This is a genomic window from Bradyrhizobium mercantei (assembly GCF_001982635.1).
GTDB lineage: Bacteria > Pseudomonadota > Alphaproteobacteria > Rhizobiales > Xanthobacteraceae > Bradyrhizobium > Bradyrhizobium mercantei.
In genome coordinates this window covers 1,036,417-1,060,885 of the sequence record NZ_MKFI01000001.1, presented here as the reverse complement: position 1 = coordinate 1,060,885, position 24,469 = coordinate 1,036,417, and the positions used below count along the sequence as shown (strand labels likewise).

The following is a 24,469-nucleotide window of genomic DNA, read 5'->3' as shown; positions in this document are numbered from 1 at the left end:
CTCTTTGCATAGCCGTCGCACGAAGCGACCGGCGTTTTGTCAGTCAAGGGTTTGAGGAGACGCGCCCTCCTGTGTACCGGCCAAAAGGCCTGTACCGACAGGTCCGCCTCGAAAGCTCGGGGAGAACCACGGGTCGCGAAACGCATCGCGGGCCGAAACCGGCCCGCGAGCAAGGGTCGTCTTAAGGAGAAAGTCCGGGTCTGTCAAACAAAACGCGGGCCGTTTTGGGTCAAATCGGCACCAAAATCGACAATTTTGGCCCTCAGAGGCGGTTTCCGGCCGCCCGAACCAGCCGGGCGTCGGCCTGCGGCCGGATCACGCCCAATTCCGCGGCGATTTCGCCGGCCAGCACCTGCTCGAGCCGGGTCAGGGTCTGTGCGATCAGGGCGGCATCGCAGACCAGATGGTCCCAGCGCAGCACCACATCGACGGTGTTATCAGGCTTGATCACACCATAGCTGAGCAGAAACGGGCCCGGGCTCAGCGCGTGCAACTCGCCCGGGCCATAGGCCGCAACCGAGGTCACGCCGAAGCTGCCGCAGAAATTGGCGCGCTGCCGGCCGAAATTCAGCCCGATCGCCCAAGCCAGGCGGCGTAGCGGAAGCGGCAGGCGCGTCACGCAGAGCGTTTTGCGGAACGAGGGGATCTCGTGCAGCGGCGCGGTCTTGGCGCGGCGGATCAGCGCATCGACATCGCTGAGCGCCATCTCGTCGGCGGCGCAAACTCGCTCGAACAGCACGCAGTCCTCACCCTTCTCAACGCGCGCAACGGCCACCATGCCGACGCTGCGCGGCAGCTCGTACAGGCAAGGCCATGGCCATTTGACGTGCAGCGTCCGCAAGGTCGGCTCGGTCTTGGCGACCAGCGCGAAGGCCTTGACGAAGATGGCGGCCCAGCCCGGTGCCTGCGCCGCGCGTGCGCGGGCCTCGACCACCGCACGAACGTTCACCGAGCGCGTCAGCGAGACGAACGGCACGCCGGCCGATGCGTACATCAAATCGGCGACGAGACGGCGCGGCAATGAAATCCGACGAAATTTACCGCGCATCTGTTCAGTTCACGTCCCTGCAGTCAGGCAAGAAAATCAAAGGCCCGGTGAGTTCACACTGTTGCGCGCCGCACCTGAAGCCAACATGAACCAATTGGTCGGAGACCAATCGGTTCGGGTTCACGGCGCCGGTTTCGCCAAGGGCTCGCCGGCCTTGACCACGTAGACCCCGAGCACCTTGAGCGGCTTGTCGCCGGAAGTCTTGGCGTCGTGCACTGCGCCTTCCGGGATCTGGTAGGAATCGCCCGCTTTCAGCTTCAGCGGCGGTTTGCCGTCGATCAGAAGCTCGAGCTCACCCTCGAGCACATAGCCGGTTTCAGCGCCCGGATGGCTGTGACGCCCCGACGCACCCCCGGCCGGAACCTCGGCAATCGCGGTGACCGTGGTGTAGCCCGCCGGGAAATCGACCTTCTGCAGCGGGGTCCGCTTGATGCCGCTCTGCTGCGCAACGGCAGCGCCGGCACCGGCAAAGGCAATTACGGTGAGACCAAGCAGCAATTTCCTGAACATGCATTTCCTCCCAACCCGCAAAACTCTAGCAGCGCGGAATCGCGGCGAAAAGCAGATGATGTGTGATGTACGCTTTCGACATTGGGATTAGTCCGTTCATCCAATAGCGCGGGATGTCGCGGAATTTAGCGCGGCCGTGCTTACACAGGGCTGACAAGCTGTTCAGGCAATTGCGCTGCGCACAGTTTGCGCTTGCGCCGCTCAATGTTGAGCCGGGTTCCTTCGTGACATGGCTGGAACTTGTTCTCTCCGGCGAGGCCGGGCTGCTTGTCATCGCCCTTGCGAAAACGCGCAGGCGTTTGCGGGAGGGTACCGCCTTCCGCATCGATCATGCTCGTCGATCGTGATGTCCGCGTCCGCCTGATCTCGCCGCAACGCGCGTGACGATCGCGAAGCGCTCCTCAATCTGGTGAGATGGGCAATCCACGTGCTGGAATTCGGATTCAGATTAACAGAAGTGTTTTCCACGCCGGGAGCTTGCGTCGAGCAAATCGGTGATCGTGATTTCCGGCGCGACCGGCCGATCGATCGTCTGCGGTGTCCGCCGGCGACGTGCTCAAACTGCATGGCTCGACAGAAGGACGACCCGCGCACAACCAGTCAGCGCTGTTCGATGCGCATCGCGGTGGTGCGAATTTTCGTCTGTTTTTTCGAGAAAGCAATTTGGAGGGCCGTACCGGATTGACCGATTTGGCACATCTTTCGTTAAGGCTGCACGCCTTGCGACTGAGATTGGCACAAACTGCACATCACACGCAGAGCGTGCTGCGCTATCATTTGATCGCAGCGCGAAATCGGCTCCTAGCAACGTCCCGAGGGAGCGATCACGCGCCGCGGAGCGGTGTGCACGTAGACGTGCATACCGATGGCGACAGAGGAGAAAGGGAAGAAGGGCTGACGGATCAACACTGCCGAAACGAGCAGCACAGAAAAATGGAAGGGCGCGACAATGCAATCGAGCACAAGGTTCGGTCACCAGGAAAAGCATGCTGCGATCTTCACCAGGATTTTCCGCGTGGCGCTTCTAGGAGTCACCGCGCTTGTCGCGCAAGCAGGTCCGGCATCGGCGATCAACATCAGCGCTTCGGCGTCACTGCCGCTCGTCAAACAGCAACAAGCTCGCGATGACGTCGTCCAAGTGCGTGCCGTCGTGCGCCGCGGCGGCGTTGCGGTCGGCCCGCGCGGCGGGGCGGTTGCCTATCGCAGCCGGACGGTGGTGGGTCCGGGAGTTCGGCCCGGCTGGCATGGCGGCGGCGCGCGCTGGGTCGGGCCCCGGCCGCTTCCCGGGCCGCGGCCTGGGGGCTGGGCGCGGCCCGGCTGGTACGGCTGGCCGGTCGGTGGCGCGGTCGCAGCCGGCGCAGCGGTCGGCTTCGTGACGGCGGCAAGCGCTGCGGCCGCACCGCCGGCGCCGGGCATGTGCTGGTACTACACCGATCCGTCCCGAACACAGGGCTTCTGGGATTACTGCCCACGCTAGTGCGAGCGGGTGCATCGCCATGTATCGCGCCGATACCCCATCAGATGAATCAGGGCCGGACGACCGCGTCCAGACCGACGGCGACATGATCTGGATTCCCGGCGGCACGTTCCGTATGGGCTCGGACCATCATTATCCCGAGGAGGCGCCGTCGCATCGGGCGTCAGTCGACGGCTTCTGGATTGACCGCACGCCGGTAACCAACGCCCAGTTCCGCGAGTTCGTGCGGGAGACCGGGCACATCACGATCGCCGAGCGGCCGCCCGATCCTGCGCAATATCCGGGTGCGCTGCCCGATATGCTGTACGCGGGCTCGCTGGTGTTCTGTCCGCCGCGCCGGGTCACCACCCTGCTCGACTGGAGCCAATGGTGGACCTTCATGAGAGGCGCGAACTGGCGTCGCCCCTACGGTCCGCGCAGCAACATCAATGTGCTCGGCAGCCATCCGGTGGTTCACGTCGCCTATGCCGATGTGCTCGCTTATGCCAAATGGGCCGGCAAGGAGCTTCCAACCGAAGCGGAATGGGAGTTCGCGGCGCGCGGCGGGCTCGAGGCCGAGGAATATGCCTGGGGCAACGCCCTGACGCCCGGCGGCAAGCACATGGCCAACACCTGGCAGGGCAATTTCCCGTTGCAGAATCTCTGCGAGGACGGCTTCGAGCGAACCTCGCCGGTGACCGCGTTTCCGCCGAACGGTTACGGCCTCTACGACATGATCGGCAATGTCTGGGAGTGGACCGCCGACTGGTGGTCCGCCCGCCATGAGACCGACGCCGCAAAGCCCTGCTGCATTCCGCAGAACCCGCGCGGCGGCCGCGAGGAGGCGAGCTACGATTCCTCGCAGCCCGCGATCAGGATTCCCCGCAAGGTTCTCAAGGGCGGCTCGCATCTCTGCGCGCCGAACTACTGCCGCCGCTACCGCCCGGCCGCGCGCCATGCCGAGCCGGTCGATACCTCGACCAGCCATGTCGGCTTTCGCTGCGTGGTGCGGCCATCGCCCGCCGTTTCCAATCCAGCGACGTGAAGGTCTATCAATGTAGGGAGTTCGAGATGAGCAGCGAAGCCGACGACAACAAGCAGACCGGCAAGACTCAGGCTATCGATCGCCGCAATCTGTTGCTGGGCACATCCACGCTTGTAGCAGCGGCAGCGCTGACATCGGACGCCTTGGCGCAGGCGCAAAAGTCAGCGCCGGCGGCAAGCCCCGCACCTTCAGCTCCATCAGGCCGCAAGCCGAATATCCTCGTGATCTGGGGCGACGACATCGGCGTTGCCAATATCAGCGCCTATTCGAACGGCCTGATGGGGTATGAGACGCCCAGCATCGACCGCATCGCGCGCGAGGGCATCAAGTTCCAGCACTATTACGGCGAACAGTCCTGCACCGCGGGCCGTTCGGCGTTTCTCACCGGCCAGCACATTATTCGCTCGGGCCTGAGCAAGGTCGGTTATCCCGGGGCGCCGGCCACAGCGCAAAGCCGATGGCTGCCGGCAAACTCGACGTGCTCTCGGCCGGTGCCGTGATCTCGAGCTTGCTGCCGCGCGGCGGTTATACAGCGTTCCTGGTCAACGATATCGAGATCGCGACCGCTCAGCTCTGGGTCCGGCCCGACAAGGGCGTGCGGACCTTCGCCGACCTGCGCGGCAAGCGGATCGCGACCACCAGGATGAGCACTGCGCACATCTTCCTGGACCGCGCGTTGCGCGCCAACGGTCTCGCGCCGGCCGACGTCGAGATCGTGAACAGCAACATGTCCGCCGCCGTGAACGCATTCATCGCGGGCGAGGTGCCTGCCGTCGCGCTCTGGGTGCCCTTCAACATCGCGGTGCGTGAAAAGCTGCCCGGTGCAATCAAGCTGGTCGACGCATCCGCCTACTATCCGCAGTCCGCGGTCGTCGGCGGCTGGCTTGCCCGGCAGGAATATTTTGCGGCGAACCGCGACGTCTTCGCCCGGATCATTCGCGGCTGGGCCGACGCCAACGACCACATGATGCGCCACCGCAAGGCTGTGGCTGAAACCTTGCAGAAGAGCCACTATCCGCAAGCGTCGGTCGCCGATATCGAGGAAGCGCTGGCGGCGCAGAAGATGTTTTCGTCACGGGAGTGGAAGCGGCTTTGCGCCGACGGCACCGTCACCAAGTGGTTGCAGCAGGTCAGCGACTTCTTCGCAACCGAGGCTCCGATCCCAGCTGCAACGCCGGCCACGCAATATTTCGATCCCAGTCTCTATCTCTCGACGATCTAGGGCTTGCGCCGCTCATCGCCCAGATCGAGTGATTGCCGATGGGGCCACGCCTACCGTTTGATCCCGGCGAACGCGGCTGCGATGCCGCGCTGGAACAGCGACCAGTCGAAGCCGAGCGCGAGCGCCAGGTAGCCGCGGTCGATCATCGCATTGGCCTGCTCAGCGGTGCGCGCGACGCCGCCGAGCGGCACGCCGCTCTTCATGATGCCTTGCTCGGCGCGCTGCATCAGCGCGACCACCTCGGGATCGTCGGGCAGGCCGCGCTTGTTGATCGAGGTGGCGAGATCGCCGGGACCGATCACCGCGAGGTCGATGCCCGGCGTCGCCATGATCTCGTCGATGCGATTCACGGCCTCGACATGCTCGATCGTGATCATGCAGATCATGTCGTCGTCGGCGGTCGCCATGTAGTCGTTCATCGAGACGCCCCAGCGGAACGGCGCATGGAACGGGCCCCAGAGCCGGTCGCCCTTCGGCGGATAGCGCACGCTGCGCGCCGCTTTCTCGGCGTCGGCGCGATTGCAGATCATCGGAAAATTGATGCCGAGCGCGCCGATGTCCATCGGCGCCTTGGCGAGGTGCGGCTCGTTGGCTGATATCCGCACCATCGGCACGCATGATGTCCCCGAGGTTGCCACGATCATCGCATGCGCGGTGCCGAGATCGATCGGCCCGTGCTCGAGATCGACGATGATCCAGTCCAGCGACTGCGCCATGATCTGCACGGTCTGGATGCTCGGAATGGTCGCGATCGCGCCGAAGGTCGGGTGCTTGTCGCGCCACGCCTTGCGCAGGCGGTTGAGCGGCGTCAGCGATGCTGAAGTCAATGCAGTGCTCCCTCGATGAGGCGAGGGCAAACTAGCAGCGCGTTGTGACGGCGAAAAGGATCAGGCCGGGACGCGGCCGCCGAAGAACGGCGTCAGCGCATCGGCCAGTGCGTGCGGGCGCTTCGAGGTGAAAATCATCTCGGCGCCAGCTTGGTCGCTCGCGGCCGGGCCAAGCAGATCCGCGACGCGGCGGGCGATCGCCGGCGCCGGATCGATCCAGTCGACCGGCCAGGGCGCGAGCCTGGTCAGGCGCTCCAGCAGCAGCGGGTAATGCGTGCAGGCGAGCACGATGGTGTCGGTGCGGGCGGGGTCATTGGCGCCGTCGCCGACGAAGCAGGGCGCGAGCTCGGCCGCGATGTCCTCGTCACGCACTTTTTGGCCGCTGAGGGCGGCCTCGGCCAGCGAGGCGAGCTCGCCGGACCCGACCAGCGTCACCTCGCAGCCTTGCGCGAAGTCCGAGATCAGCTTGCGGGTATATTCCCGCTTCACGGTGCCCCTGGTGCCGAGCACCGAGACGCGGCGGGTTTTCGACGAGGCGCAGGCCGGCTTGATCGCCGGCACCGTGCCGACGAAGGGCAGGCGGTAGGCATCACGCAGATGCGACATGACGAGCGTGGAAGCCGTGTTGCAGGCGATCACGACCAGGTCGGGGGCGTGGGCCTCGATCAGCTCGCCGACCAGCGGCACCACGCGGGCGATGATCTCGTCCTCGCCATGGTGGCCATAGGGAAAGAAGGCGTCATCGGCGACGTAGACATAATGCGCGTCGGGCCGGGCGCGGACGATCTCGCGCAGCACGGTGAGGCCGCCGAGGCCGGAATCGAAGACGAGGATGGTCGGGGGAGTGGACACGCGGAAATTCTATCCGAAGCAGGGTTACCATTCAGTTGTTTCTGGCTATCCGCTGTCTGCGGCCGACAAAAGGCAGTGAAGGCGGGAATTTCATATGGCCTTGGCCAATACCTGCAAGTATCACGGCAAGCTATTGCTGCGACGTGCGAAATCCAAACCGGGGCCGCAGGGGGCCAGTCCACCATGATGCGCAATACCGCCACCAACTGGGGCTCGCTCGCCCGCGCCTTCCACTGGGTGCTGGGGGCAGCCATCATCGGCATGCTGGCCTATGGCTGGTGGATGAACCACATCCCGGCGCGGGCGGACAAGTTTTTCTATCGGTCGATCCACGCCGACATCGGCTATCTGGTGCTGCTGCTGACGGTGCTGCGGCTGGTCTGGCGTGGCGTCAATCCGACCCCGGCGCTTCCCGCCGACATGCCCTCCTGGCAGCGGATCGCCGCCCGGGTCAGCCACGGCGCGCTCTATGCCGTCACCATCCTGGTGGCTGTCCTGGGCTGGGCCCATTCCGGCTCCCGTGCCCAGGATTATTCGAGCTTCTTCGGCCTGTTCCACATCCCCCAGATCACCTCGCCCGACAAGGCGGCGGCGGATGCCTATGAGGAGCGCCACATCTTCTTCGCCTACGTGCTGCTGGCGCTGATCGTGCTGCACCTCGTGGCGGTGGCGTTCCATTACTTCGTCAGGCGCGACCGCGTCGCCGCGCGGATGATCGGCACGGATACGGCCGATCACGCCACTTGAAGCACAGAGGCCGGGTGCCGGGCTCCGCCTTAACCCGCCGGCATCTGCTTCTCGACCAGGCGCACCCAGTAGGAGGCGCCGTGGCCGAGGATGTTGTCGTTGAACTTGTAGGCGGGGTGGTGGCACATCGGGCCGTCGCCCATGCCGAGGAAGACGAACGCGCCGGGCCGAGCCTCCAGCATGAACGCGAAATCCTCGGCGCCCATCACCGGCACCAGATTGTCGTTGACCCGGTCGGCGCCGACCACGTCGCGGGCGATCTCGGCGGCGACGCCGGCCTCGCGGGCGTGGTTCAGCGTCACCGGATACATGCGGTCGTAATGCGTCTCGGCCGAGCCGCCATAGGCCTTGGCGATGCTGGAGGCGACCTCGCCGATCCGGCGCTCGACCAGGTCGCGCACGCCGGGATCGAGTGTGCGCACGGTGCCGCCGAGCGTCACGGTCTCCGGGATCACGTTGAACGCGCTGCCTGCCTCGAACATCGTGATCGAGATGACCGCCGACTTCAGCGGATCGACATTGCGCGACACGATCGATTGCAGCGCATTGATGATCTGGGCGCCGATCAAGACGCTGTCGACCGCCTCGTGCGGAGCCGCGCCGGCATGGCCGCCCTTGCCGTGGACGACGATCTTCAGCGTGTCCGACGAGGCAAGCATCGGGCCCGGCGTGGTCGCGAAATAGCCCTCCGGCAGGCCCGGCATGTTGTGCAGGCCGTAGACCTCCTGGATGCCCCAGCGGGTCATCAGCCCGTCGTCGACCATCGCCTTGCCGCCGGCGCCGCCTTCCTCGGCGGGCTGGAAGATCACGACCGCGGTGCCGTCGAAATTGCGCGTTTCGGTGAGGTATTTCGCGGCGCCCAAGAGCATCGCGGTGTGGCCGTCATGGCCGCAGGCGTGCATCTTGCCGGGGACCTTGGAGGCGTAGGGCACGTCAGCAGCTTCCGCGATCGGCAGCGCATCCATGTCGGCGCGCAGCCCGATCGTCTTGCCCGAATTGGACTTGCGGCCGCGGATCACGCCGACCACGCCGGTGCGGCCGATTCCGGTCACCACCTCGTCGCAGCCGAACTCCCGCAGCTTGTCGGCAACGATACCGGCGGTGCGATGCACCTCATAAAGCAGTTCGGGATTCTCGTGGAAGTCATGGCGCCAGGCGGCCATTTCATCCGAGAGGGCGGCAACGCGATTGACGATGGGCATAGGGAGCGTCCGTTTCTTGTGATTGCGTAGAGCGGGTCAGCGTAGCGTAACCCGCCGACTTGTCACGCGAAAGGACACTATCATTCTGGGTGCATACGGAGCATAGGACAACCCCAATTCGCAATTGCGAATTGGAGGATTTCGAGATTGCGGCGCGAAATTAGGGGGCACGCGCGGTGTGGATGCCCCGGAATGACGGAGGAGGCCTCAACTTGTGATCAGCCCCGGGTGGCGCCGTGCTCACCCAGGCCACACGGTCTACAAATTCGCCAGGCCGCATTCCACCGCGAGGCGGACCAGCTGGGCGTCGGTCCGCAGGCCGGTCTTGGCCTTGATCAAATAGTGGTAGTTCTGCACGGTCTTGGTGCTGAGGTTGAGGTTGGCGGCGATCTGCTCCTTGGTGTGGCCTGCCGCGAACTGGCGGAGGATCTCGATTTCGCGTTCGCCGAGCTGGTCGAGCGCGGATTTGGTTGGCACCAGGCTTTCCAGCGCGAGCACCCGCGCGACGTCGTCGCTCATCGCATGCTCGCCGCGCGCCACCGAGCGGATCGCCGCGATCAGCTCGGCCGGCTCGCTGCCCTTGGTCACGAAGCCGGAGGCGCCGGCGCTGAACGCCGCCTTCACCTGGGCCGCCTCGCTGTGCATGCTGAAGACCAGGATGCGGGCATCGGCGTCGCGCGCGCGGATGTTGCGGATCGCCTCCAGTCCGCTCGCGCCCGGCATCGAGATGTCCATCACCACCACATCGGGTCCGTGCGACTTGAACGCGCGGTAGGCATTGGCCGCGTTGTCGGCCTCGGCGACCACGCTGAAATCGTCCTGATGCTCGAGCACACGCCGATAGCCCTGGCGGACGACCGGATGATCGTCCACCAGCAGGATCGAGATGCCCCGGCTCTTCACGGTCATCATCTTCGCGGTCGTCATCTCAGGCGGCGAGCGGAATCGTGGCGGCGACGGAGAGGCCGCGGCTGGCGCGCGCAATCGACAGCGAGCCGCCGAGCGCGGTCACGCGCTCGCTGACGCCGGTGAGACCGAAGCCCGCCGATTGCGCCACCTTGGCCGCATCGCCGCCGCCGTCGTCCTCGACGCGCACCAGCAGCGCATTCTCGGCTCCGGTCCGCCGTTCGATCCGCAGCACGATCTCGCGCGCATCGCTGTGGCGCAGCGCATTGGTCAGGCACTCCTGCGCGACACGGTAGGCGGCCGCAGCGACCGTGCCGCTGATGTCGGCGAGGTCGCCTTGGAGATCGAGCTGGATCATCGGCTGCGCGGTGCGCGATCGCCAGCTGTCGACGAGATCGACCAGGCTGGCTTCCAGCCCGAGCTCCTCGGCCGGCGGATGGCGCAGCCGGTTCAACGTGTCGCGCAGGCACGCCATGATGCGGCGCGTCGCCTGCGAGATCATCCGTGCATCCTGCGCAATCTCGGTGCCGGCGGCGTACTTGTCGCCGGCGCTCGCCTCGATCGTGTTAGCGAAGGCGAGGATCGCGGTGAGGTTCTGGCCGAACTCGTCGTGCAGCTCGCGGGCCAGCGTGCGGCGTTCGTCGCTGCGGATCTCGAGCAGCCGCCGTGTCAGCACCGTGCGTTCCTCCTCGGCCAGCGCGAGCCGGTCGCCGAGATCGCCGACGGCGCGGCCGATCATCGCGAGCTCCATCGAGCGGATGCGCGGCAGCGGTGTGCGGTACTCGCCATCGGCCATGCGCCGCAGCGCCGACACGATCGAGTGGGCCGGCGCCAGCGTATGCGCGATCGCGAGCGAGGCGAGCAGCGCGATGGCAAGCGCCATCAGCAGTGCGACATGGATATTGTCCAGGATGTGCTGCCAGGCGAGTGCGATCGCAGCGGCCGGATCGGCGGTGGCGCGCACGGTTCCCGCGGTCGCGGCGCGGGCGCTGATCGGCCGCTCCACGGTGGCGTGCTCGCCGAGCACCATTTGCACCGCGGCGGCGAACCAGCGCGGCGGCGCCTGGCCGATCCCCTTGCTCTGGCCGCAGAGCGGCTTCTCGAAGGCGCCGGCCGGTTCGAACTGCACGCAGATCCCCGGCGCGATCAGGCCCATGGTCTCGATGGTGCGCCAGTCCGGCGCCGGCAGCAATTGCTCGCGCATCCGGTTGCTGCGGAGCAGCAATTCACGCCAGTACAGCGCCTCGAGCGACTGCGAGACCCGCGCGGCAGAGGCCTCGGTGGCGCGATCGACGCTGCGATAGGCGTCGATCGTGGCCCAGACGGTGGCTGCGCCGAGGCATAGCGCGACGATCACGAGCAGGCGGGCGACCAGTTGAAGCACGAGGCGCATGCGATCACTCCACGGCCGGAGCATGATCCGAACAGGCGTGATGCGGTTTCATGCTCAAACGAGTGGCCTGATGCTAACAGCACCGCTGTTCCCCGCCAATCGCAAGCATGCCACGCTATGCAGGTCGGGAAATTTGCCCGACCAAATTTGGGCAGATGTCTTTGGACGGCGCCGGCTGGCTCTGCTCTAACCGTAGCCGAGGTCCCCACGCGGGGCCGCGCGGAACAGTCGTCACAGGGAGCTAACGCAGCATGGACGCCAAGGTCGAGGCCGCGGCCGCACCGGCCGGCACGGACGCGGCGGAGCGCAGTGTGCTGCTGCTCTGGATGATCTTCACCGGCCTTTCGATCTTCGCCGCCTTCCTGCTGTGGCGCTACGGGCTGATCCGCCTGATGGTCAGTTCCGACCGCACCTACATTTCCAGCGTCATCGCGGTGCTCTACATCGTGACCTGCATCCATTGCTTCTGGCGGACGCGGGCGATCGCGCGGGAAGGCGAGGTGGCACGGTCCTGCCGCACGATCCTCGCCGCGCCCGATGGCGCCAAGGCGCTTCTGTCGGATGCGCGCGGTTTGCCCCGCGGGCTCGTCACCGACCACATCAAGAGCCTGGTGCAGAAAGCCGATGCGCAGGCGAAAGGCCGGATCGACCAGACCCTGCTGCTGCGCACGCTGGCGGATCGCTTGCGCGGCTCCAACGGCTTTGGCGCCTTTGTCTCCGACACGTTGATGAAGCTTGGCCTGCTCGGCACCATCATCGGCTTCATCATCATGCTGGCACCGATCGCCTCGCTCGATGCCGCCGACAAGGTCGCGATGAAATCGTCGATGGGGCTGATGAGCGACGGCATGGCGGTTGCGATGTACACCACGCTGGCCGGGCTGATCGGATCCATCCTGGTCCGGATCCAGTACTACATGCTGGATGCCGCGACCCAGCGGGTGTTCTCGGATGCCGTCGTGCTGACCGAGACGCACGTCACCCCGGCCCTGGAACGTCGCCTTGGAACGACGTCATGATGGATGAGTTCGGCCTCTATCCGCGCGAGGAGCCGTTCGATCCGCTCGGCGTCATGCTGTTCAAGGCGCTGCAGGTGATCGCCTTCCTGTTCTTCCTCGCGCTGCTGTCAGTGTCGCCGGACTCCAAGGAAGGCAAGATCGAATCCAAGGCGGAGTTCATCATCACGATGGACTGGCCGGACAATCACCCTGACGATCTCGACCTGTTCGTGCAGGACCCGGCCGGCAACATCGCCTGGTACCGGCATCGCGAGGCCGGCTTCCTGACGCTCGACCGCGACGACCGCGGCGGCGCCAACGACTTCATCGTGGTCAACGGCAAGAAGATCGCCTCGCCGATCCGCGAGGAGATCGTCACCCTGCGCGGCGTCGTCGCCGGCGAATACACCGTCAACGTCTCGCATTTCCAGGCGACGACCGGCGAGCCGGTGCAGGCCAATGTGAAGGTGCAGAAGCTCAATCCGACCGCGCAGGTGATCTTCGACGACAAGCTGACCGTCGATCACACCGGCGACGAGAAGACCGCGGTCAGGTTTCGTCTCGACGCCGAGGGCAAGGTGATCAACGTCGACCGGCGGCCGAAATCGCTGCTCGAGACCTTCCGCAGCAGCTGGCGCAACGGCGCCGACCTCGATCCGAACACCGGCGTCCCGAAATCCGGCGTGAGGGTGCTCCGCAATGATTAGCTTGCAGTCGGTGATCCTCACCATTGCGGTCGCCTACGCGGTGATCGGTGCGCTGCTGCTGATCGTGCTGGTCTACGCGCGGCTGCATTGGTCACTGAAGGCCGTCGTCATCGTCGTGACCAGCGCCTTCTACTTCGTCAGCTTCGGCGGCATGCGCGGCCTGCTCGGCTGGGCGTCCGCGGAGAAGCTGCCGGCGAATTTCAAGCTGCTGTCGACGCGGATCGTGGAGCCGCATTCGCTGGAGGGCGATCCGGGATCGATCTATCTCTGGGTCGAGGAGCTCGACGAGGACAACCGGCCGAGCGCGGTGCCGCGCGCTTTCCGCATTCCCTACAGCGACGCCTTGGCGGAACAGACCCACACCGCCGAGAACGAGATCAAGGCCGGGCATCCGCAGGGCGGGCGCGCGGCGGATTTCGGTGGCGGTGACGGCACCATCATGGACTTCGTCAGGGAGTACATCACCCCGAAGACGATCGTGGAGACCACCGGCGGCGATTCCACGACCGGGACGTTCGTGGCCCCGCCGGCGGGCGCGCAGGGATCGGTTTTCACCCCGCTGCCGCCGCCCCGGATGCCGCCCAAGGACGAGCAGCAATAGGACGGCGCAGATCACCAGGAGGATGGCACAAAAATAGGGATCGCCAATAATCAGTCAGCGGAATGGACAGTAATCATCCGGAATTCCTCAATCCGCTGAACCGTGTAGTCTTGGAGCTAACCGGGGCTAGATTTTATCCCGAAGGCATTTTCCCGGCAAAGGGGCCGCTGCGTGAGGCGGCCCCTTTCGATTCCGGCGCCCGGTTCCGGCGGCCTCATAGTACCGTCATGAATGCGATGGCGAGAACCATCAACCATCCGACAATGACGAGCGACACCACCGCGCCCGCGGTGATCTTGGCGACTTCCTTGAAGGTCATTGGGCGATCCATGCAAACCTCTCCCGGGCAGCCCTAGTGAGACATAGGCACGGACTGGAGGTTCGCCGCCGTCGCTCACGGAACGTTGTAGCGGCCCGTAAGCCAGACGTTCGGCGCGGGCGGGGCCTCCCGTCCGGGGCCCCGCTATCATTTCACAAAATATTGTCTGACAGATATTGAAATCTGTCAGCGAGATGGTGTATATACTCACCAGCCCAAGGGAGGAGGGCGCCCAGTGGCTGTTCCGGCATTTTGGCCGGGGGAGCCGAACCTGATTTGATTACCTCGAAGGACTACCTCCATGACGATAGAAATCTTCCAATTGACCGCCCAGATTCAACAGTGGCTCAACCTTCGCGTCGCCCGCCACTTGGCTGCCCAGGCTGCCAAGTTCACCCGCGGGCAGGACGGCGATAACCAGACGGTAAACGCATGAACGAGGCGGTGGTTTTGACACCCGAGCGGATCCTCGAGGCAACTGAGGATGTCTTGAGACGCTTCGGGCTGACAAAGGCCACCGTCGTCGACGTTGCCCGTGCGCTGGATGTCAGCCACGGCAGCGTCTACCGTCACTTTCCCAGCAAGGCCTCGCTGCGCGATGCGGTTGCAAAGCGCTGGCTCGACCGCGCCAACGAGCCGCTGTGCAAGATCGCAGCCGACTCGGGCCCGGCGCCGGAACGGCTGGAGAAATGGCTGCGCACCGCCTTCTCGATCAAGCAGAAGAAGGTCTGCGACGATCCCGAGATGTTCGCGACCTACCTTGCGCTGGCGCAGGGCGCCCGCGAGGTGGTGGAAGCCTACAAGGACAAGCAGGTCGATCTGATCGCGAAAATCCTGTCCGACGGCGTCGCGCAGGGCGTGTTCGAGACCGACAATGTCAAGGCGACCGCGCGCGCCGTGTTCGACGCCACCGTCCGCTACCATCACCCGGCGCATGCCGAGGAATGGGCCAAGCCTGAATGCCCGTCGCGAATCGACGCCCTGATCGCCCTGCTGCTGCGCGGCGTGCGGGTCTGCAAGCACTAAGCCGACCTTCCTTCCGACATCCCTGATCGACTGATGCCTTCGGCCCGATTGCGAGCCCGGGGCCGCGTGTGCTTGATAGCGGGCAGGGATCAGCAGCGCGGACCACGATGCGGCTTGCACTCTTTGCCGATATTCACGCCAACCGGCAGGCCTTCGCCGCCTGCCTCGAGGCTGCGCGTGCACGCGGCGCCGAGCGGCTGATCTGCCTCGGCGACATCGTTGGTTACGGCGCCGATCCCGAATGGGCCGTCGACACGGTGGTCGACCTCGTCGCGACGGGGGCGATCGCGGTGCGTGGCAACCATGACAATGCGATCGGCGTGCCGAGCGACAGCATGAATGCCGATGCGCAGGCCGCGATCGACTGGACGCGGGGCCGGCTCAACGCCGGGCAGAAGGCCTTCCTCGCGGGCCTGCCGATCACGCGTGAGGAAGACAACCGTCTCTACGTGCACTCCGAAGCCTCTGACCCTGCGAAGTGGCGCTACGTCCGCGACACGTCGGATGCCGCGCGCAGCATGATGGCAACCGAATTGCAGATCACCTTCTGCGGCCACATCCATCGTCCCGGCCTCTACTCGATGTCCTCGACGGCGAAGATGACGAGCTTCGTGCCGACCTCGGGCGTCGCGGTACAATTGCTGACCGGGCGGCGCTGGCTTGCGGTGCTCGGCTCGGTCGGCCAGCCGCGCGACGGCGATCCCGCGGCATCGTTTGCGATGTTCGATACGGCGAGCCGCGAGATCACCTACCACCGCGTGCCCTACGACGTCGCGACCGCCGCGGCGCGGATCAAGGCCAGCGGCCTGCCGCTGTGGCTGGCCGACCGCCTGCCGCTCGGCAGGTGACGCGGTGGCGGCGCTGACCATGCAGCCGGGCGCCGAGCTCGATGGCTTCACTATCGGCGAGCGCGTGCACCGCGGCGGCATGGCGACGCTGTGGAGCGTCACCCATCCCGGCATCACCGTGCCGCTGCTGATGAAGGTGCCGCTGACCTCGGAGGGCGAGGATCCGGCGGCGATCGTCAGCTTCGAGATGGAGCAGATGATCCTGCCGCGGCTGTCGGGGCCGCACGTGCCGGCCTGTTTCGGCACCGGCGATTTCGAGCGCCAGGCCTATGTGGTGATGGAGCGCATCCCCGGGCAGACGCTCTACAAGCGGATCGACAATTTGCCGCTGCCGTATGACGAGGTGAGGGTGATCGGCGGCAAGGTCGCGACCGCGCTCGCCAGCCTGCACCGGCAGAACGTCATCCATCACGACATCAAGCCGAGCAGCATCATGTTCCGCGAGCGCGGCGAAGCGGTGCTGATCGATTTCGGCCTCTCGCATCACCAGCATCTGCCGGATTTGTTGCAGGAGGAGTTTCGCCTGCCTTACGGCACCGCGCCCTACATGGCGCCGGAGCGCCTGCTCGGGGTGCGCGACGATCCGCGCAGCGATCTGTTTTCGCTCGGCGTGCTGCTGTATTTCTTCACCACCGGCGTCCGCCCGTTCGGCGAGACCGAGAGCCTGCGCGGCATGCGCCGGCGGCTGTGGCGCGATCCCTATCCGCCGCGCCAGCTGAGGCCAGACTATCCGCCGTGGCTGCAGGAGATCGTGCTGCGGTGTCTCGAGATCGATCCCGCCGCGCGCTATCCGACCGCGGCGCAGCTCGCGTTCGATCTCGGCCATCCCGAGCAGGTGAAGCTGACGGCACGGGCGCAGCGGCTCAACCGCGATTCCCTCAGCACGGTCTGGCGCCGCCGCTTCAATCTCGGCGCGGTGCCGCCGCAGCCGAAATCCAATGTCGCGGCGCAACTCGCCTCGAGCCCGATCGTTGCCGTTGCACTCGACATCGGCGAGGAGGCCGGCGCGCTGAACGACACCATCCGCGTCACCGCCGATCAGGTGCTGTCGACGTCGCCATCGGCGCGGCTCGCCTGCGTCAATGTGCTGAAGCTCAACCGCCTGGCGATTGACCGCAGCCATGACGAGCAGGGCCAGAACAAGCATGTCGACCGCCTGGTGGCTTTGCAGCACTGGGCGCGGCCGTTCAAGCTCGAGGAGGGGCGGCTGACCGTGCACGTGCTGGAGGCGATCGATCCCGCGGCCGCCATCCTGGAATTCGCCGCGGTCAATCTGGTCGACCACATCATCATCGGCGCGCGGCAGAACTCGATGCGGCGTGCGCTGCTCGGCAGCGTGTCCGCCAAGGTCGCAGCCGAAGCGCCGTGCACGGTGACCGTGGTGCGGCCGTCGCGGCTGGCGCCGCAAGCGGACGACGATGAGGCGGCGGACCAGGCGGCGAATGCCGCGGCCACGCCGCCCGCCGTATTTTAGTCCCGCCGGATCGTCAGATCGCTTCGCCGCGCGCCTCGGCGGCCGCATGGCGGATCGCGGCGATGTTGGTCTTGTAGGCCTCGATTGTGCCGCCCTTGAACACGGCCGAGCCCGCGACAAAGGCGTTGGCGCCGGCGGCCGCGAGCTGGCCCGCAACATCCGGAGCAACCCCGCCATCGACCTCGATGTCGATCGGACGGCCGGCGACCATCGCCCGGACGTCAGAGATCTTGCCGATTGCCGAGCGGATGAAGGCCTGGCCGCCGAAGCCGGGATTGACCGACATGACAAGCACGAGGTCGATCAGGTCGAGCACATATTCGATCGCGCTCGCCGGCGTGCCGGGATTGATCGAGACGCCGGCCTTCTTGCCGAGCGCGCGGATCGCCTGCAACGAGCGATGCAAATGCGGGCCGGCCTCGGCATGCACCGTGATGTGGTCGCAGCCCGCCTTGGCGAACGCTTCGAGATAGGGGTCGCAGGGCGAGATCATCAAATGCGCGTCGAAGATCTTCTTGGTGTGCGGCCGCATCGCCTTGATGACGTCGGGGCCATACGAGATGTTCGGCACAAAGTGTCCGTCCATCACGTCGAGATGGATCCAGTCGGCGCCGGACTGGTCGACGGCGCGGACCTCCTCGCCGAGCTTTGAGAAATCCGACGCCAGGATCGACGGAGCGATAATGAGGGGACGCGGGGTGAATGACTGAGTCATAGCGCAGTTCCGGAAGACTTCAGGGGGCGACGGGTGATCCCGCCTAACACGCGGGCGCGTGGCGGGCAATGCGAGCGGACGGCGTCTCCGAGCCGGAAAATTCTGCCGCTGGCGGCAGCTCTTGCCGGGTGCGCGGAACCCGTAGCGATGCGCCAAGGCCTGGTTTTATTGGGTTTTTGCCATGGCATGCGCCTTGCTCAGCCACTGGCATGCGTTCGAGCCGCAAGGCGCGGCTCTGCTGGAGTATTGCCATGTTATTTGCAATTGGCGCTGCGTCGTCGGCCATTGATCTCCTGAGCTCGCTGATGTCGTCGAAGTCGACGGCCCAGACCGGCAGCTCCAGCCAGGGCAGTCAGACCACCGGGCTGTTCGACCTCTCGACCACGACACCGACGTCGACCAGCAGCACGAGCACCAGCACCGGATCGGGCAACTGCGCCCCGCAGATTTCGCCGCAGACCATGAGCGCGCTGCTCGACGCGCAAAGCCAGTCGCAGACCACCGGTTCGACCAGCACGTCCTCGACCAGCCGGTCGGATGCGCTGAAGGACCTGTTCTCGCAGATCGATGCCGACGGCAACGGCCAGATCACCCAGTCGGAGTTCGAGAACGCGCTCGGCGCCGGCGGGACCAACACCGCGCAAGCCGACGACGTGTTCTCCAAGCTCGATACCAATGGCGACGGCACCGTCAGCCTCGACGAGATGTCGCAGGCGTTGCAGGGCCACAAGGGCGGCGGCCATCACCATCACATGGCCAGCGGCTCGACCGACGGATCCGGCTCCAGCAGCGGCTCGGGCGGATCGAGCTCCGATCCGTTGATGCAGGCGCTGGACGGCGCCACCTCGACCTCGGTGACCAACAGCGACGGCTCGACCACCACGACGACGACCTATGCCGACGGCTCCAAGGTGTCGATGACGACGCCGGCCACCGCCTCCAGCACCAGCAGCACGAGCTCGTCATCCGCGAGCAACAATGCGACCTCGTCCTACAATTTCATCGAGCAGCTGATCCAGCGCCAGTCGCAGGCGATCTCGGCGCAGGCATCGGCCGGCGTGTCCGTCAGCGCTTAGTGCGTGTCGGCTACCACTCGTCATTGCGAGGAGCGTAGCGACGAAGCAATCCATGTCTCCGCAAGCGGTGCAATGGATTGCTTCGCTTCGCTCGCAATGACAATCGTGGAACTGTAGCTGATAAAGCTCTTCGCTTAACCGAACCGGTCCTGCCAGCTCGGCAGCGCGCCGGGGAACGGCAGCGCGGTCGCTGAATGGACGCCGCGGGCGATCGCGCGTGCCACCGTGTTGGCCGCGATCGCACCGAGCTTCGTCAGGCCGAACAGCGGATCGATCGGTTTCGCGCCGGTCGCGGCGGCAAACACCACATCGCCATCGAGCGGGGCGTGCACCGGATAGATCGCGCGCGCCATGCCGGTCTGCGCGATCATCGCCAGCCGCCGCGCCTGCGGTTTTGTCAATTGCGCATCGGTCACGACCACGACCAGCGTGGTGTTCTCGGCGGCGGTGGCGTCCGCGCCGCCCTTCAGCCGCGGCTTCAGCATGTCCTGGGTGAACGAGGGCGGCAGGCCGCGCCCGCCGAACTCACTGTTCACCTCGAACGGCGCCGCCCAGAACCAGGGGCCATTGCCGACGGTGACACTGCCGACCGCGTTGACCACCGCGAGCGCTGCGACTTTGACGCCGTCGTCGGTCACATCAGAGGCCGAGCCGAGGCCGCCCTTGAGATTGGCCGTGGTCGCGCCCATGCCGGCGCCGACGCTGCCGAGCTCGAAGCCTTCAGAGGCGGCATTCGCCGCGGCGTAGCCGAGATCGCGATAGGGTGGAAAGCGTCCCCACGCCTTGTTGCCGCCGTTGAGCAGGTCGAAGCAGATCGCACCCGGCACGATCGGGATCACCGCATCGCGAATCCGAAAGCCGCGGCCGCGCTCGGCGAGCCAGGCCTGCACGCCGCCTGCGGCGTCGAGCCCGAGCGCGGAGCCGCCGGACAGCGTGATGGCGTCGATCGCCTCGACCACGTTGTGCGGGGACAGCAGGGCGTCCTCGCGGGTGCCGGGACCGCCGCCGCGGACGTCGATCGAGGCTACCGCCGGCCGCTCGAACAGGATCGTGGTGACGCCGGAGGCGATCACGGCGTCGTCGGCGTGGCCGACGGCAACGCCGGCAATATCGGTGAGAAGGTTTTTCACGATGCATCCACCCGTCTGCTGTCCGATCACTCCGGTATAGCAGCCACGACGGATGCATCAACCGCCGCCCGCGCGCGGGCAGGGACCCGCGGTAAGACTTGCAGGTCTCGGATCAAAAAAAGCCCCGGCGAACCGGGGCGTTTGGTGTCTTTGACTGGATCGACTAGAGGAGCTCAGGAGCCCTTCGGATTGATCTCGGTGTAGTTGCCCTTGGCGTCCCACTTGTAGACGACGTAGTCGATCGCCTTGATGTCGCCCTTGGCGTCGAAGGCCATCTTGCCGAGCACGGTGTCCCACTCGCCGGCCTTGATGGTGTCCATCACCTTCTTGGCGTCGGTCGAGCCCGCCTTGGCGACGGCCTGGGTCCACACCTGCATCGCGGCGTAGGTGTAGAGCGTGTAGCCTTCGGGGTCGATGTTCTTGCTCTTGAACTTCTCGACGATCGCCTTCGCGGTCGGCTTGTTGCGCGGGTCGGGACCGAAGGTGAACAGCGTGCCTTCGGCGGCCGGGCCGGTGATCGAGGCGAACTCCTTGTCGTTCATGGCGTCGCCCGCCATCAGCACGGTCTGCAGGCCCTGGTCGCGCATCTGGCGCAGGATCAGGCCGGCTTCCTGATGGTAGCCGCCGACATAGACCAGGTCGATGTTGTCACGCTTCAGGCGCGAGACGATCGAATTGAAGTCCTTGTCGCCCTTGTTGTAGGACTCGAACATCTTCTCCTGGAAGCCGGCCTTGTTCAGCGCCTTCTTGGTCTCGTCGGCGAGGCCTTTGCCGTAGGTGGTCTTGTCGTTCAGGATCGCGACGTTCTTGCCCTTGTAGTTCTTCATGATGTAGTCGGCGGCGACCAGGCCCTGCTGGTCGTCACGGCCGCAGACGCGCGCCACGTTCCACAGCTTGCGCTCGGTGAACAGCGGGTTGGTCGAGGCCGGGGTGATCTGCAGCACGTTGGCGTCGGCATAGGCCTCGGAGGCCGGGATCGACGACGACGAGCAGAAATGGCCGGCCACGAACGGAATCTTCGAAGAGCCGATCTTTTCCGCGATCGAGCGCGCCTGCTTCGGATCGCAGGCATCGTCGTCGGATTCCAGCACGAGCTTCTTGCCGAGCACGCCGCCGGCGGCGTTGATGTCGGCGACCGCCTGCTCGGCGCCGTTCTTCATCTGCCGGCCGAAAGCGGATTCGGAGCCCGTCATCGGGCCCGCGACGGCGACGGTGATGTCTTGCGCGAACGCGCTCGCCGATAGTGCGAACGAAGCGCCCAATGCCAGGCCGATCAGCTTCAGTGATTTCATGAGACGTCCCTCGTGGTCGTTGCCTCTTGTGGGAAGGGCCCGGCACGCCGGGCCCCCAAAACCGCGGGCATTCTCGGCTGATTTCGCAGCGAAGTCACCGGCAATTTTCAGGCAAATCGACGCTGCATCAGCCGCATCTTGCTGCAGGTGCGGCACAGAAAGTGCAGCTAGCCGTGGCGGCCGCCTTCCAGATAGGCGGCGCGGATTTCCGGGCGCTGCAGCAATTCGCTGCCGGTTCCGGTCAGCGTGATCAGGCCGTTGACCATGACGTAACCACGATGGGCGAGCTTCAGCGCATGGTTGGCGTTCTGTTCGACGATCAAGACGGTGAGGCCATCCTGCCGGTTCAGCGTGCGGATGGCGTCGAAGATCTGGCGCGCGATCAGCGGCGCGAGGCCGAGCGACGGTTCGTCCAGCATCAAGAGGCGCGGCCGGCTCATCAGCGCACGGCCGATTGCCAGCATCTGCTGCTCGCCGCCCGACAGCGTGCCGCCGCGTTGTGCGACGCGCTCCTTCAGGCGCGGGAACAGCGCGAACACGCGCTCCAGCCCGGCTTCGCGTTCGGCCTCGCTGCATTCAGTGGCATCGGCGCCCATCTGCAGGTTTTCCGCGACGCTCATGCGCGGAAAGATCCGCCGGCCCTCGGGCGATTGCGCGATGCGCAGCCGCGCGATCTCGTGGGTCGGCACGCCGGTGATGTCCTGGCCGTCATATTCGATGGTGCCGGCGCGGGCGCGCGGCCGGCCGAAGATCGTCATCATCAGCGTCGACTTGCCGGCGCCATTGGCGCCGATCAGGGCGACGATCTCGCCGGCATTGATCTCGATATCGACGCCCTTCAGCGCCTCGATCTTGCCATAGGCCGCGCGCACGCCGCGCACCGCGAGCAGGGGTGTGGTTGCTTGTGCCGCGCTCACGTGCCGCTCTCCATCACGGCGATCGCCTCTTCCTCGTCGGCGCCGAGATAGGCGGCGATCACCTTGGGGTCGTCGCGCACGGCCTGCGGCGTGCCTTCGGCGATCTTGACGCCGTAGTCCATGACAACGACGTGGTCGGAGATTTCCATCACGACCGACATGTCGTGCTCGATCAGGAGGATCGAGGTGCCCTGTTCGTTGCGGATCGACAGCAGCAGCTCGTTGAGCCCGCCGCTCTCGCGTGCGTTGAGGCCGGCCGCCGGCTCGTCGAGGCAGAGCAACACGGGTTCCGTGCACATCGCGCGTGCGATTTCGAGCCGGCGCTGGTCGCCATAGGCGAGATTGCCGGCGGCATCGTCGGCGCGCGAGAGCAGGCCGACACGATCGAGCCAGGTCCGCGCCAGTTCGATGGCGCGCTGCTCGGCCGCGCGCCAGGACGGCGCACCGATCAGCCCGAGGAAGGTCAGGCCCGAGGCGCGCATCAGCGCGTTGTGCTGCGCCACCATCAGGTTCTCCAGCGCGGTCATGCCAGGGAATAGCCGGATGTTCTGGAAGGTGCGCGCCACCTTGGCCTGCTTGGTGATGCGGAAATCGCCGAGCCGCTCGAGCTGGATGGTGCGGCCATCGTCATGGGCGAGACGGATTGCGCCGCCGCTAGGCCGGTAGAAGCCGGTGATGCAGTTGAAGACGGTGGTCTTGCCGGCACCGTTCGGGCCGATCAGCGCGGTGATCTTGCGCCGTTCGGCGGCGAAGGACAGCTCGTTGACCGCGACGATGCCGCCGAAGCGCATCATCAGGCGGTCGACGGTGAGGATATGGTCGCTGCTCATCCGTGGCCCTCCTTGACGAGGTCGGATGAGATCGCCTGGTTGCGCTCCAGGAATACGGTCGGCGCGCGATGGCCGATCAGCCCGCGCGGCCGCCAGATCATCAAGAGCACCATCGCGATGCCGAATACCAGCATGCGATACTGATCGAAACCACGGAACAGCTCGAAACCGCCGATCATGGTCAGCGCCGCCAGTGCGACACCGAGCTGCGAGCCCATGCCACCGAGCACGACGATGGCAAGCACCAGCGCCGATTCCTGGAACGTGAAGGATTCCGGACTGATGAAGCCCTGCCGCGTGGCGAAGAAGGCGCCGGCGAAGCCGCCGAACATCGCACCGGTCGCGAACGCGGTGAGCTTGGTCGTGGTGACGTTGATGCCGAGCGCGCGGCAGGCCACCTCGTCCTCGCGCAGCGCCTCCCAGGCACGGCCGATCGGCAGCCGGCGCAGCCGGATCGTCACCCAGTTGGTGAGCAGCGCCATCGCCAGGATCAGATAGAACAGGAACACGATGCGATGGGTCGGCGAGAACTCGATGCCGAGCTTGGCGGCGAGCCCGTCATCGCCGGGCGTCAGCGGAATGCCGAACATGGTCGGGCGGGGAATCCCCGAGACGCCGTTGGGGCCGCCGGTCAGGCTCTGCCAGTTGATGATGACGAGGCGGATGATCTCGCCGAAGGCGAGCGTCACGATCGCGAGATAGTCGCCGCGCAGCCGCAGCACCGGGAAGCCGAGCAGCACGCCCCAGAACGCCGCCAGGATGCCGGCAAGCGGCAGGCAGACCCAGAACGACAATCCGAAATTGGTCGCGAGCAGCGCGTAGGAATAGGCGCCGACCGCATAGAAGGCGACGTAGCCGAGATCGAGCAGACCGGCGAGGCCGACCACGACATTGAGACCCCAGCCCAGCATCACATAGGTCAGGACCAGGATCGAAAGGTCGAGAATATAGCGCTGGTTGTAGAAGATCACCGGCACCAGGAAGGCGAACACCAGGAGCGCCGGCGCCAGCCAGCGCCCGGCGAACGACATCGCCGACTGCACCGGTTTCGGCACGATGCGGTCCTTGTCGACCGGTCCCCACCATTGCCGCAGCAGCTCGATGATGATGCTGCCGCCGAACACGGTGCCGACCAGGGCTGCGAGATCGCCGAACCGCGTCCAGTAGATCAGGCCGCCCTGCGGGCCAGCCTCGGTGCGCACGCCGATCATCAGCGAGAACAGCACCAGCGCGACCGCGGCGCTGATCAGGGCTTTCTTGAGAATGAAGGCGCTGCCCGAGGGCTGCGCGGCGTGCGAGGGGCGGGCTGAGGTCGCGCTCACGAAGTG

27 protein-coding genes are annotated in these 24,469 nt (G+C 65.8%); 13 read left to right on the top strand and 14 right to left on the bottom strand.

The window, feature by feature from the left end:
* Nucleotides 1-262: 262 nt before the first annotated feature.
* From BI327_RS05200 to BI327_RS05190, 3 genes are all read right to left on the bottom strand, one after another.
* The gene (locus BI327_RS05200) at nucleotides 263-1,048 is read right to left on the bottom strand and encodes an acyltransferase (RefSeq protein ID WP_076858657.1); all 786 of its coding nucleotides are present in this window, start codon (nucleotides 1,046-1,048) and stop codon (nucleotides 263-265) included.
* Nucleotides 1,049-1,168: 120 nt separating this feature from the next.
* Complete coding sequence (locus tag BI327_RS05195; RefSeq protein WP_076858656.1) at nucleotides 1,169-1,558, bottom strand: cupin domain-containing protein; 390 nt, start codon at nucleotides 1,556-1,558, stop codon at nucleotides 1,169-1,171.
* Nucleotides 1,559-1,698: 140 nt separating this feature from the next.
* Nucleotides 1,699-1,890 (bottom strand): hypothetical protein, encoded by a 192-nt coding sequence (locus BI327_RS05190; RefSeq protein WP_076858655.1) that lies wholly within the window; start codon nucleotides 1,888-1,890, stop codon nucleotides 1,699-1,701.
* A 683-nt stretch (nucleotides 1,891-2,573) separates the two neighbouring features.
* On the opposite strand from BI327_RS05190, the gene BI327_RS41270 reads away from it, so the two are divergent.
* The 4 genes from BI327_RS41270 to BI327_RS05170 are packed head-to-tail and all read left to right on the top strand — an operon-like array spanning nucleotide 2,574 to nucleotide 5,281.
* Complete coding sequence (locus tag BI327_RS41270; RefSeq protein WP_245334715.1) at nucleotides 2,574-3,035, top strand: hypothetical protein; 462 nt, start codon at nucleotides 2,574-2,576, stop codon at nucleotides 3,033-3,035.
* 19 nt (nucleotides 3,036-3,054) lie between these two features.
* Nucleotides 3,055-4,059 carry a formylglycine-generating enzyme family protein gene (locus BI327_RS05180; RefSeq protein ID WP_076858653.1) on the top strand — a complete coding sequence of 335 codons (1,005 nt, stop codon included), beginning with the start codon at nucleotides 3,055-3,057 and terminating at the stop codon, nucleotides 4,057-4,059.
* A gap of 26 nt (nucleotides 4,060-4,085) precedes the next feature.
* Nucleotides 4,086-4,559, top strand: a complete 474-nt coding sequence (locus BI327_RS05175) for a sulfatase-like hydrolase/transferase (RefSeq protein WP_083741966.1) — start codon at nucleotides 4,086-4,088, stop codon at nucleotides 4,557-4,559.
* Nucleotides 4,517-5,281, top strand: a complete 765-nt coding sequence (locus BI327_RS05170; protein WP_076858651.1) for an ABC transporter substrate-binding protein — start codon at nucleotides 4,517-4,519, stop codon at nucleotides 5,279-5,281. Before BI327_RS05175 ends, BI327_RS05170 begins: the two co-directional genes overlap by 43 nt.
* A 50-nt stretch (nucleotides 5,282-5,331) precedes the next feature.
* On the opposite strand, the gene BI327_RS05165 is transcribed toward BI327_RS05170, so the two are convergent.
* Together BI327_RS05165 and murI are read right to left on the bottom strand one after the other, a co-directional pair.
* Nucleotides 5,332-6,108: an HpcH/HpaI aldolase family protein gene (locus BI327_RS05165; RefSeq protein WP_076858650.1), complete on the bottom strand. Its 777-nt coding sequence runs from the start codon at nucleotides 6,106-6,108 to the stop codon at nucleotides 5,332-5,334.
* Between the two features lie 60 nt (nucleotides 6,109-6,168).
* The gene (murI, locus tag BI327_RS05160; RefSeq protein ID WP_076858649.1) at nucleotides 6,169-6,960 is read right to left on the bottom strand and encodes a glutamate racemase; all 792 of its coding nucleotides are present in this window, start codon (nucleotides 6,958-6,960) and stop codon (nucleotides 6,169-6,171) included.
* Nucleotides 6,961-7,143: 183 nt separating this feature from the next.
* On the opposite strand from murI, the gene BI327_RS05155 reads away from it, so the two are divergent.
* A complete protein-coding gene (locus tag BI327_RS05155) occupies nucleotides 7,144-7,707 on the top strand; it encodes a cytochrome b (protein WP_076858648.1) in 564 nt (187 codons plus the stop codon).
* Nucleotides 7,708-7,736: 29 nt separating this feature from the next.
* Here the strand turns inward: BI327_RS05155 and BI327_RS05150 are convergent, their stop codons facing one another.
* From BI327_RS05150 to BI327_RS05140, 3 genes are all read right to left on the bottom strand, one after another.
* Nucleotides 7,737-8,909 carry a M20 aminoacylase family protein gene (locus BI327_RS05150; protein WP_076858647.1) on the bottom strand — a complete coding sequence of 391 codons (1,173 nt, stop codon included), beginning with the start codon at nucleotides 8,907-8,909 and terminating at the stop codon, nucleotides 7,737-7,739.
* Between the two features lie 258 nt (nucleotides 8,910-9,167).
* Entirely contained in the window at nucleotides 9,168-9,836 is a 669-nt protein-coding gene (locus BI327_RS05145) for a response regulator (RefSeq protein WP_394329834.1), read from the bottom strand.
* Between the two features lies 1 nt (nucleotide 9,837).
* Entirely contained in the window at nucleotides 9,838-11,208 is a 1,371-nt protein-coding gene (locus tag BI327_RS05140; RefSeq protein WP_076858646.1) for a sensor histidine kinase, read from the bottom strand.
* Between the two features lie 251 nt (nucleotides 11,209-11,459).
* Here BI327_RS05140 and BI327_RS05135 point away from each other — a divergent pair, with 251 nt between their 5' ends.
* The 7 genes from BI327_RS05135 to BI327_RS05110 all read left to right on the top strand — a co-directional run bounded on the left by BI327_RS05135 (nucleotide 11,460) and on the right by BI327_RS05110 (nucleotide 17,181).
* Nucleotides 11,460-12,227: a MotA/TolQ/ExbB proton channel family protein gene (locus BI327_RS05135; RefSeq protein ID WP_076858645.1), complete on the top strand. Its 768-nt coding sequence runs from the start codon at nucleotides 11,460-11,462 to the stop codon at nucleotides 12,225-12,227.
* Complete coding sequence (locus BI327_RS05130; protein ID WP_076858644.1) at nucleotides 12,224-12,913, top strand: hypothetical protein; 690 nt, start codon at nucleotides 12,224-12,226, stop codon at nucleotides 12,911-12,913. Before BI327_RS05135 ends, BI327_RS05130 begins: the two co-directional genes overlap by 4 nt.
* Nucleotides 12,906-13,514: a hypothetical protein gene (locus tag BI327_RS05125; RefSeq protein WP_076858643.1), complete on the top strand. Its 609-nt coding sequence runs from the start codon at nucleotides 12,906-12,908 to the stop codon at nucleotides 13,512-13,514. Before BI327_RS05130 ends, BI327_RS05125 begins: the two co-directional genes overlap by 8 nt.
* Before the next feature lie 620 nt (nucleotides 13,515-14,134).
* Nucleotides 14,135-14,269 (top strand): hypothetical protein, encoded by a 135-nt coding sequence (locus BI327_RS43495; protein WP_279705295.1) that lies wholly within the window; start codon nucleotides 14,135-14,137, stop codon nucleotides 14,267-14,269.
* Nucleotides 14,266-14,859: a TetR family transcriptional regulator gene (locus BI327_RS05120; protein ID WP_076858642.1), complete on the top strand. Its 594-nt coding sequence runs from the start codon at nucleotides 14,266-14,268 to the stop codon at nucleotides 14,857-14,859. The genes BI327_RS43495 and BI327_RS05120 overlap by 4 nt, the downstream gene beginning before the upstream one ends.
* A 107-nt stretch (nucleotides 14,860-14,966) precedes the next feature.
* Nucleotides 14,967-15,707 (top strand): metallophosphoesterase family protein, encoded by a 741-nt coding sequence (locus BI327_RS05115; RefSeq protein ID WP_076858641.1) that lies wholly within the window; start codon nucleotides 14,967-14,969, stop codon nucleotides 15,705-15,707.
* A 19-nt stretch (nucleotides 15,708-15,726) separates the two neighbouring features.
* A complete protein-coding gene (locus BI327_RS05110) occupies nucleotides 15,727-17,181 on the top strand; it encodes a serine/threonine protein kinase (protein WP_076859230.1) in 1,455 nt (484 codons plus the stop codon).
* 13 nt (nucleotides 17,182-17,194) lie between these two features.
* Here the strand turns inward: BI327_RS05110 and rpe are convergent, their stop codons facing one another.
* A complete protein-coding gene (rpe, locus tag BI327_RS05105; RefSeq protein WP_076858640.1) occupies nucleotides 17,195-17,896 on the bottom strand; it encodes a ribulose-phosphate 3-epimerase in 702 nt (233 codons plus the stop codon).
* 251 nt (nucleotides 17,897-18,147) lie between these two features.
* Here rpe and BI327_RS05100 point away from each other — a divergent pair, with 251 nt between their 5' ends.
* Nucleotides 18,148-18,972, top strand: a complete 825-nt coding sequence (locus BI327_RS05100) for an EF-hand domain-containing protein (protein ID WP_076859228.1) — start codon at nucleotides 18,148-18,150, stop codon at nucleotides 18,970-18,972.
* Nucleotides 18,973-19,106: 134 nt separating this feature from the next.
* Here BI327_RS05100 and BI327_RS05095 read toward each other — a convergent pair whose 3' ends face one another.
* The 5 genes from BI327_RS05095 to livM all read right to left on the bottom strand — a co-directional run bounded on the left by BI327_RS05095 (nucleotide 19,107) and on the right by livM (nucleotide 24,463).
* Nucleotides 19,107-20,102, bottom strand: coding sequence for a P1 family peptidase (locus BI327_RS05095; RefSeq protein WP_076859226.1), 996 nt, complete (start codon nucleotides 20,100-20,102; stop codon nucleotides 19,107-19,109).
* 173 nt (nucleotides 20,103-20,275) lie between these two features.
* Nucleotides 20,276-21,394 carry a branched-chain amino acid ABC transporter substrate-binding protein gene (locus BI327_RS05090; protein WP_076858639.1) on the bottom strand — a complete coding sequence of 373 codons (1,119 nt, stop codon included), beginning with the start codon at nucleotides 21,392-21,394 and terminating at the stop codon, nucleotides 20,276-20,278.
* Between the two features lie 167 nt (nucleotides 21,395-21,561).
* A complete protein-coding gene (locus tag BI327_RS05085; RefSeq protein ID WP_076858638.1) occupies nucleotides 21,562-22,311 on the bottom strand; it encodes an ABC transporter ATP-binding protein in 750 nt (249 codons plus the stop codon).
* Complete coding sequence (locus tag BI327_RS05080; protein WP_076858637.1) at nucleotides 22,308-23,141, bottom strand: ABC transporter ATP-binding protein; 834 nt, start codon at nucleotides 23,139-23,141, stop codon at nucleotides 22,308-22,310. Before BI327_RS05080 ends, BI327_RS05085 begins: the two co-directional genes overlap by 4 nt.
* The gene (gene livM / locus BI327_RS05075) at nucleotides 23,138-24,463 is read right to left on the bottom strand and encodes a high-affinity branched-chain amino acid ABC transporter permease LivM (protein WP_076858636.1); all 1,326 of its coding nucleotides are present in this window, start codon (nucleotides 24,461-24,463) and stop codon (nucleotides 23,138-23,140) included. The genes BI327_RS05080 and livM overlap by 4 nt, the downstream gene beginning before the upstream one ends.
* Nucleotides 24,464-24,469: the final 6 nt, after the last annotated feature.